At 40.5% G+C, this 9,097-nt stretch carries 8 protein-coding genes and 2 pseudogenes; 1 reads left to right on the top strand and 9 read right to left on the bottom strand.

Annotated features, from left to right (window positions below):
- Nucleotides 1-397: pseudogene (locus ACO0LH_RS28170) on the bottom strand (transposase); the annotation flags it as partial.
- A gap of 76 nt (nucleotides 398-473) precedes the next feature.
- Here ACO0LH_RS28170 and ACO0LH_RS28165 point away from each other — a divergent pair.
- Nucleotides 474-794 carry a hypothetical protein gene (locus ACO0LH_RS28165; RefSeq protein WP_422944476.1) on the top strand — a complete coding sequence of 107 codons (321 nt, stop codon included), beginning with the start codon at nucleotides 474-476 and terminating at the stop codon, nucleotides 792-794.
- Nucleotides 795-1,147: 353 nt separating this feature from the next.
- Here ACO0LH_RS28165 and ACO0LH_RS28160 read toward each other — a convergent pair whose 3' ends face one another.
- The 8 genes and pseudogenes from ACO0LH_RS28160 to ACO0LH_RS28125 form a co-directional block, all read right to left on the bottom strand.
- Complete coding sequence (locus ACO0LH_RS28160) at nucleotides 1,148-1,759, bottom strand: hypothetical protein (protein ID WP_422944475.1); 612 nt, start codon at nucleotides 1,757-1,759, stop codon at nucleotides 1,148-1,150.
- 62 nt (nucleotides 1,760-1,821) lie between these two features.
- Nucleotides 1,822-1,986, bottom strand: a complete 165-nt coding sequence (locus tag ACO0LH_RS28155) for a hypothetical protein (protein ID WP_422944478.1) — start codon at nucleotides 1,984-1,986, stop codon at nucleotides 1,822-1,824.
- Between the two features lie 565 nt (nucleotides 1,987-2,551).
- On the bottom strand, nucleotides 2,552-3,772 hold the full coding sequence (locus ACO0LH_RS28150) for a lanthionine synthetase C family protein (RefSeq protein ID WP_422944474.1): 1,221 nt from the start codon (nucleotides 3,770-3,772) through the stop codon (nucleotides 2,552-2,554).
- On the bottom strand, nucleotides 3,769-6,915 hold the full coding sequence (locus tag ACO0LH_RS28145) for a lantibiotic dehydratase (RefSeq protein WP_422944473.1): 3,147 nt from the start codon (nucleotides 6,913-6,915) through the stop codon (nucleotides 3,769-3,771). Before ACO0LH_RS28145 ends, ACO0LH_RS28150 begins: the two co-directional genes overlap by 4 nt.
- Before the next feature lie 187 nt (nucleotides 6,916-7,102).
- The gene (locus ACO0LH_RS28140; RefSeq protein WP_422944472.1) at nucleotides 7,103-7,636 is read right to left on the bottom strand and encodes a hypothetical protein; all 534 of its coding nucleotides are present in this window, start codon (nucleotides 7,634-7,636) and stop codon (nucleotides 7,103-7,105) included.
- 182 nt (nucleotides 7,637-7,818) lie between these two features.
- Nucleotides 7,819-8,082, bottom strand: coding sequence for a class I lanthipeptide (locus tag ACO0LH_RS28135; RefSeq protein ID WP_422944471.1), 264 nt, complete (start codon nucleotides 8,080-8,082; stop codon nucleotides 7,819-7,821).
- A gap of 437 nt (nucleotides 8,083-8,519) precedes the next feature.
- A pseudogene (locus ACO0LH_RS28130) lies at nucleotides 8,520-8,891 on the bottom strand (helix-turn-helix domain-containing protein); the annotation flags it as partial.
- Nucleotides 8,892-8,999: 108 nt separating this feature from the next.
- Nucleotides 9,000-9,097 (bottom strand): IS3 family transposase (locus ACO0LH_RS28125; RefSeq protein WP_422944477.1); only part of this gene is annotated, 98 nt, incomplete at its 5' end.

Raw genomic sequence — 9,097 nt, 5'->3', positions numbered from 1 at the left:
TTTTCTGAGGACAGCCTGGCTTCGTACCGATAGCAGACCTGGCTGACGGCAAAGGCCGCGCAGGCTATACGTATGCTGGCAGCATGTTGTTGAACCGCCCATCGCGCCATCTCGCGCCGCTGAGATGGCTTTACCACTTTTTTTGCATGGCCTCCGCGATGATCTCCGCCTTGAGCTTCTCTTCGGCATACATCTTTTTGAGCCTGCGGTTCTCGTCTTCCAGTTCCTTCATTCTGGCCATCAGGGAAGCATCCATACCGCCAAACTTGGACCTCCACTTATAGAATGTGGCCCCACTGATGCCATGCTCCCTGCATAGTTCCGGCACTGGGGAGCCTGCTTCTGCCTGTTTCAATATGGCGATAATCTGGCTATCGCTGAATCTCGATGTCTTCATGTAAAACTTCCTCAAAATCTCTATTAAGAAAATTCTACTTTTAAATGCGATTAATTTCCGGGGGGATTACCGAACGATGACCACGCCAACCGATGAAAAACAACGTCTATCCGAAGCCACTTTAATTAAAAAAATATTAGATAATTTGAGCAAAAATAACTTCAATGAACATTCAGTAAAAGAAGTTATAGCAAGCACCCTAAATCTTTCAGTTGACGATGAATTAGTAGGTATTTTCTATAAGAAAATCCACGACAGTGATAATTTTGCGATCGCCAGTACAATTGGACTGCCCATTGAAGATTTGCCCGAACTTGGCGCCGAAGATTTTAATCCACAAATGCAGGCGCCAGAAAGCTGGCCAGATCCACCTAAGCCAAAACTGTCCGGCAACTAATTTATACCACTTACTTGTGCGTTTGCTAGCTGAATTGACCCTGTCAGTTTGGTCCACCTTCCACTTCCTGGCGAAGGCTGCCCCCCGGTCAGGCGACCCTTCGAATCCCAGTTCTCTCAGATCCAGATGAAGCTGTTTCAAGCTGCGTCGTTGTTTCCGATTTTTACCCGCTTCAGTTTTAAACCAACTCGAAAGCTGCAAGGAATATTTGTCTATCGCACTGGTTGTTTGTCGTTTCGCATAGACCGACTTTGTGACTTCAGAGCGCACATAACGCCGAACTGTGTTGCGAGAGATTTCCAGTCGTCTGGCGGTCTCCCGTAATGGGATCTGGTCGCCTGAGTTAGCACTGATCATTGTGCCGTCGAGCATGATGCGTCCAAATCAAAAAATTTTTGAAATGAAGCTGGCTTAACCGGCGCTGGCATTCCATTCTTCTTGGCTTCGCTTGCTTTTGCTGCATACTCGATTCCATCGTTAGAACCTTTCATGATCTCGGAGTTGGACATTTGCTCTAAGCCCCTATGCATACAAGAACAGTATTTCTCGGGATTTTTTTTATTCTTTGCAAAGTATCGAGTTGAACATCCTTCCGAATATGTTCTCTTTAATTGATCGGATCCACACTGTTCAACAATTGGATTAGCAATGCTTGTTCCAAACTTGGATTCAGAAATTTTTGTGTCAAGTTCAATTACTGACAATTTTGCCCTTACCGTTTCCAATTTTTTAGGTGTACATTCACACATTGTGTACATTCCATCTCTAACGCCTTCAGCTGCCACCAACTTTCCTTCTTTTTCCAATTGCTTTATTGCTTCTGGCAATTCAGAGCACTTAATTTTTAAATTTGACAATACGCCGTCAATAAACACACTTGTTTTTACTAGAGGTTCAGGTTTAGTTTGAGCAATAACAAGGGTGGAAATAAAGAAAAGTACAGTTAGTGAGAAAATATTTTTCATGAAATGAGATCGTTAAGTTTATCTGACTAACATTTAGCTAGTGATACATTGATGTAAAATTTTTAATTCAATTTAATTGCAATTTCCTCTGCCGATTCATTGTAATAAATTTGAAGCATGCATAAATCTTTATGCCCAACCATTCTAGCCAGATCAAGCACATTTACTTTTTTAGCAAGATGCGTTGTTGCTTCATGGCGAGAGTCACGAAACGTTACATCATCGATTAACAGGTTTTGGTTGTCTTCCTAATAAAGTGCTTAGACTATACGTCTGACAGCATAAATAGTGATTTAATGCGATAAATTGCGTATTCGTCAAACCAACAAAAAACCCCGTAGAGTCTTGATTTCGTTGACTTTGCGGGGTTTTATGATGAATTGCGTATGCTGTGGTTGGTGCCCGAGGCCGGAATCAAAACCCTATATTCCGCGAGGCTTTTACGCAACAGCGGGGGTTTTACGGGTGTGATTTCGATATTCAACTACAGATCGGTAGTTCATCCCAACGCAATTCGTGATCCCATCACAACTGCATGCAGATTACAACGAAACGCTTTTGGGCAGACGCACGAAAGTCTATGAAGCGGCAAGGCAAAGTCTATACGGCGCTGGAGCGGCACCACGAGCAACTGGCTGCCAGTTACCGTCGTGCACTTGACCCCAGAGAAAAGCGTCAAGGAAGTCCTCAATAAAAGTAGGATTATAGGGAGCTGAAAAAAGCAGCATAAGCGCAACTCTAAGGCAACAACTAGCTTGAAAATTTCCACTAATAACGAATTGGCTCGTTCGTTCAAGATATTAATAAGCAATTAAACCAATCTGCAATTTTCTCATCAGGGTTGGAAAGAAGAGTTAAACCTATTCCTGAAATTCCGGTCAACATACCAATTTGATGACTTGTTGTACCATCTCCTAAATAGGTAGCGAAATTATTTATATCAAGACGACTGACTGCTGCATTCATAATTCTTTGTCGCCAAACATCAGCAGCAAATCGGAATTGCTCGTCGCCAGAAATTCGGTATAACTGATCAAATATAAGTACAAGTCCAGACGAACCATGACATATTCCATGATCGTTTACACCGGCGGAGGGACCTAGTCTCTTAGCGGCTCTAAGTCCAATGGCTAGACCGCGGTCAATAATTCCATCGTTTTGCAAAGCTATTCCTGAAAGAATCACTGCAATTGACACGCCTGGATCGCCATAGCACCATGCGGACCTGGCGTCATAGGTGACACCGGAAAGGACACTAAACGAACTCTCCGTACCAAAACGTTCATTCGCCAACAGCCAATTAGTAGTATCAGAAAGAGAATCTTTCAATTGGGAACTTTGAAAACCATTTAAAATCGCTCTGGCGAAGAGAGCTATTACGCCTGGAACACCATGCGCCAATCCCAAATTGAAGTTGCCCTTTGGAGGATTCAAATTTCTACTCTCATAACCTTGGTACTTAGGTTCTGTTCGCCAGCATAATCCGAACTCTGTCTTGATGGAAACCTTCATTAAAGAATCGAAAACCAAATTAAAAATTCGCTCTCTGGCAACTCGATTTGTTCTGCCAAGCGCATATACTCCGATGCCTACAAGCCCTGAAATTAAATCAAAATGCTCAATTTTAGATGTGTGTTTAACTGCATTGAAAATTACATCATCAATATCATCATTAATGCTGCAATTTTCAACGTTCTCTGGATTTTGCAGATGCGCTAGTATTTCCATTGAAAAAGCGATTCCTGGAAGACCAGAGAAAAACCTGAAATCAACAAATTCTATTTCGCTTACGTTTGTATATATTTGGTCAATAAGCAGTTGCAAATATTGGTCCGCACTTTCAAAGTTTGGTCTCATGGACAAAGCTGAATAAAAAAAAGCAACTCCAGACAGACCTGATGCAAGGCTAATATTTGCAGATTTAAGTTGAATTGCGTCTCGAAGATAACGATCTATTTTTGATAAAACGTCGTCTAACGAATGCAACTGGGGGATAGGATCATAATTTATCATTGCTGTTGTCTGGCCTCAATTGATCGGAAAGCTCTAACTATGTACTCCCAAATTACAAATTCTTGTGGGCGGGACGAACTTGTGAACAGTCGGTTTAGCAGCATGTGCACGACGCTTGCGAGCGAACTATTGATCCTAGAGCGAATAACATCGTGATCGGGTCGTCTTTCAATTGATTCAAGAAATGACGTAAGCAAGTTGCTTCTGACGTTTAACGCATTAAGCAATTCAGTAGGTGCATAGCTTTTTTTAGTCAAAATATTCTCAACGTATTCGCGATGCTCTCTATATTGTTCACCCAATCGATCAAATTGGAATTTACCAATGTCCATTTCTTGGCGAAACGCGTCTCGTTGAGCGGTTGAAAATATTATACTTTCTTTGAACTCAAAAAATACTTCCAAATATTGGAAAATACCGCTTAGCGCACCTTTCCACGCGATATCTGTATTTTTTGATTCGTTGGAAATCCGCAAAATTTCCACACTAAATAGACTATCAATATGGAAAAGAGTCTCGACAAACGGGATTACTTTTATTCCACCATAACGGCTGTATTCCGGTAAGTAAAGTTCAGTATTTACTGCACTTATCTCGTACGATCTGTGTTTTGGAATAAAAAGTTTCTCAGATAACTCTAATGCACATAATGCTAGTAGTTTTGGTTTTCCAAACAGTCTGATCCTGAGATGAAACCCTGAATCAGTAAATCTCAAGAAATGCCATTTTTTGATTCGTTCTTCCAGTTCCATCTTGTAAATCATAGGTGCGATTTGCTGAGTTAATAATGACTCCAACGCCTGTTCACCACCGTATATTTTAAAATAATGCCAGCTGTCACCGGATTCTAAAATGCTCGCACTTTTAGCCGAATCCTCTATACTTTCCAGAGCTTTTTTTCGAATCAAATGAAATGGAAAAGCAGAAAAATTATCTGTGACATGAATTGGAATTATTATTTCTGAATGCCATTTTTCATCCCCCAAGGCATATATTGGTCGCCCGATTCTAGCTGGTGCTTCGATTAAGCTGACTCGATTTAAATTGCGAATTGCGTCTGCGAACATTCCCAGTGAAAAATAGCATTCTTGATTAACTTCAAGTACATTGTCATTCTCTTCAAGCGAAAAAAACTGTGGGAGTTCGATTTCTAAAAAATATTTTTTAACCTCCACCCAATTTCCAACGTCAATATTTTTTACAAGAACATCGATTGATTGCTTTTGTAATCGCCACTTTGCCAATGCAACAATTATTGGACCGCAATTCACACGCGGTAACTTCGGTAAATCATTGAGTTGCGACGGCCAGAAAAAATTGGGTGTACTAGTTGCTTGATTTCTTAAGGCACATAAAAATTGATAAATAGCGAGATTGCCTAATCCAGAAAAATTATGTGCACTTGTCAAGCATGGTATGACCTCCTTACCAAGTCGTTTCGACCAAAGCACAACACGACCTTGCATACAACCAACATAAAGATCATTAATTAGAATTTGATAGTCGTCTTCAACGCTTGCAACTCCTGAAAGGACAATCTCATATTTTCGAATTGATGGCCTTGCAAGCACGTTCATTACTCTTGGGCCTGGTGTGTGTATGATTTCTGCGAAAATAACTTCCGAATTAGATTTTTCTTCGCGGTCAATTGAGTCCTTTAGGGCAGCACCTATAGCTTCGTGACGAGCGCCGAATCTCGCAATAATATTTCCACAGCCTGCACCTGCAACGTTATTTAATAAAATCTTTGTGTTATTTCCGTCTTCCTGAAAATCAAAAATACTAACATTTGCAGAAAATGAACTTGGTAAAGGGCATGCACCTGGGATGTCCGGTATATCTAACTCGCAAATATCAATCTCTCTCCGCTCAGATATGAAATTATATTTTAATAACTTCCAAGGAATGGAAGCGATCGCTTTTTGATCAATTTTTTGTTTAGGCTTAATAGCTAATTTTCGACTCCACTGATTTATTGGAGCAGAATACCCAAATGGAATTCCACTTTCCGAATCTAATGCAATACCAAGCGGTACGAAATTTTCACCAAAACGCTTTTCAAACAATTCAGAAAATTTGGCAATAGATTCATTTTCTTTTTTTGGAAATAGTTTGTGTAATTTTTCGATCGCATTAAATATGTCATTCAACAGCACCTCTGGAAAAATAAAATCCCTACATTTCAAAAATGTATCAACATGAACTGATCTTCCTTTTCTTATTTTTAAATTACGTTCTTTAAACGCCGTTTCTATGAGATCCGTATTTTTAATTGCAACCTCAAGGCTAACTGGTTGTCTATCTCCAAGAAAGGGAGCCACACTTTTCAAGACTTCTAAATCTCTATTTGCGTTAGCAGAAGGACCCACTGATTTTCGAACTTGAGCGAGATATCTTGCTAACGTATTTCCACCGACCAATTGTACGTCTGTGATAATTTCGAATAATTGGCTATTAACTAGCTCCTGCAGATACTCCATTCCTTCGACTGGTGAAATCTCTTGATCATATGAAATTAAAACTGACAACACATCTTTAACCCGCCTGGGTACTTTCAGGTAATTTGTAACTTGATGCAAATATTCATTAGTCGATATTTTCGCCAAGTTAAAATCATATTGTTCCCCTTTGAGATTTCTTTCTAAAAAACGAATGGATTCCCCAAGTTCATAATGTGCAGGGTTAATTCTGATTAGCATCTGCTCGTCTAGAACAATAGATTTTTCAAATTTATCTTTTATTTTAACAAGTGCGCCACAATCGATTTCGAGTATGCACTCAATCTCGTCAAGAAAATTGTTTATTTTATGTATGCCAATTCCACCTATACCCACTGATGCAAAAGCCCCGAGTGGCGTTGCTCTTGTGGACATTCTTATGACATAGCGCATTAGCACTGGCAATAACTCATCAACTACTTTTGCATCCACTTCAACCTTAAGTCGATCATAAAGCTCAGGATTGACAAGCTGAATGGCACTTGCAATGGTCGAATTATTTAAAATCGTTTTGAATAAATTTGTCGAAGTTATTTGCGATTCCTGATTGGTCAGTAACCGTATTCTTTCTGACGTTTCAATTGGCAACAATGGCCGGCGAAGCACTACATATCCGTCATGAACAAAACTTTTATTTTTCGTCATACTTGTCATAAATTAGGGAGCAAATAGGAATATAGCGTTGTATAAAGAAAAAGTTCACACCGATTGAATTACCGGCGCTGAACACAAGCATGGACTAATTGAGGTGTCAGGTTTGGGCTAGTAGGCATCGAAAAAAAAATTACATCGCCCTTTTCGAGTGACGTTCCACAGTAAAACAATTCGAGTCTCAAAATTCAATGTATGAACTCATTATTACAACCCAGGTGTTGTTGATCGCATGCGCGAACGCAGTGACAATGAAACTTTGTCCAATTCCTTGCTCCCTGTAAAGCAGGTATACATATGCCAATAGGAGTCCCGATAGTAACGCGGTTATACCATGCGCCAAGCCGCCGTTGATGTAATGTCCGAGCCCAAATACAGATGCGCTAAATACGCCGCAGAAAAAAGGGGTAGCTCCGAGTTTTTTGGATAATTCAATTACGAATTGTTGAGCTAAAAAAGTTTCAAAAATAGGAACAAGGCAGATCGCAAAAAGTATGATTGATAACACGCTTGGCTTGCTGTTGAAATATTTAGCAGATGCTAATTTCCCCAGCAATGAGGGAGGTAAAAAATGGATAATTGCGTAACTTTCTAACATGCCTAACAAAAAAATTAATGTCCCAAAAAAGAATCCTGACAATACAAGATTTTTTTGAAATTTAGTGGTCGCAACTTTTTTCCAAGATAGCATTTGCAGCTTAAGGTTAATTGTCATACCAATATCTTATGGCGTATTCAAATATATATATATATGTTCAATTACATTCACACCTGCAACCAAGCACTGTACGGTAAAGTAATTGTCGCGCAATAGTGAGAGTCAAGGCATTTTCTAAAGGGACCTAGTTTCTAGCAATGACTCCCAGGCAAATAATAGTGACTACTTATACCGCTATATCAACCACCGCACGCCGAAGTTTCTCCGCCGCCGGTAGTACAGCCCGCATCTCCTGTTCCACCGGTATTAGTTCGCGTAATGGTATCCCCGATCGGTCCGCAAATTGCCAAAGAAATATTAATAGTCAAACAAGCCATTCCGCCTGTAGGTGTGGGATCCTTGCCATATTCCATTCCACCAGCGATATGCTCGGTTTCATCCGGTGTCAAAGAGCGAATTACTGTCTTGTTGAGTGTAAGTTTTTTTACTGACGATGATTTCATCTAAAGCCCCATCCAAATTAAGATTAATAAAATAATTACATTACCATGGTTTAAATGGCATCTAAATTTGCCATTAAATTAATTTTTAGTCAATTTATTTTTTTAAAACAAGTTATTTCATCAAATTTGCCTGCTTTTTTGTATATTCGAAGCTTCTCAATAGCTATCACGCCTACAAGACAGTTAAAGAAACTCTGATTAAGTAAAACGCAACCTCACTAAGGAACGCTATGTAACGTCGATCTTTCTCAAATCAAACTACTCAATTCCTGCGCTTCTTCTCTTGATACTTCATAACCCACTCAATCACCTCAGTTGCCTTGTACTGCGGATGAGCATACTTCGCCCCTCCGGTTGGCAACCGAATGGCGCCAGGGAAGTCAGGTAAGCAAGCAAAGCGTTGCCGGAACGAACTGGGAGAAAGGTTCATATAAGCCGAATGTGCGTTTGCTAGCTGAATTGACCCTGTCAGTTTGATCCACCTTCCACTTCCTGGCGAAGGCGGCCACCCGGTCATACGACCCTTCAAATCCCAATTCTTTCAGATCCAGATGAAGCTGTTTTAAGCTTCGTCGCTGCTTACGATTCTTGCTAGCTTCGGTTTTAAGCCAGCTTGATAGCTGTAACGCATATTTATCGATGGCACTTTTTGTTTGTCGATCCGCGTATGCTGGCTCTATGACTTCAGAGCGCAGATAGCGCCGGACAGTGTTGCGAGAGATGCCCAGTCGTCTGGCAATCTCCCGTAATGGAATCTGGTCACGAATGTGCCAGCGTCGAATAATACCTAGTAATGCCACGTCAATCACTCCTGTCCCCTACTCATCAAGATAAGTAGGATTGTGTGCTAAACGTGGGTCAATATTAGATGCAAATTATCCAGCAAAGTGGGGGTGCAGCGTAAAACTTGGACTGGTTTATGCTATAAGTCCTAGGCTCTCACGGTATTCCATGGGACTAAGTGAACCGAGGGAAATCTTGATACGCTTTTCGTTATACCAGCGGATGTAGGAGT

Source organism: Undibacterium sp. TJN19, from assembly GCF_049339485.1.
In the GTDB taxonomy this organism is placed as follows: Bacteria; Pseudomonadota; Gammaproteobacteria; order Burkholderiales; family Burkholderiaceae_D; genus Undibacterium.
The sequence above is the reverse complement of the archived record's forward strand: the minus strand, read 5'-3'. Positions and strand labels throughout refer to the sequence as shown.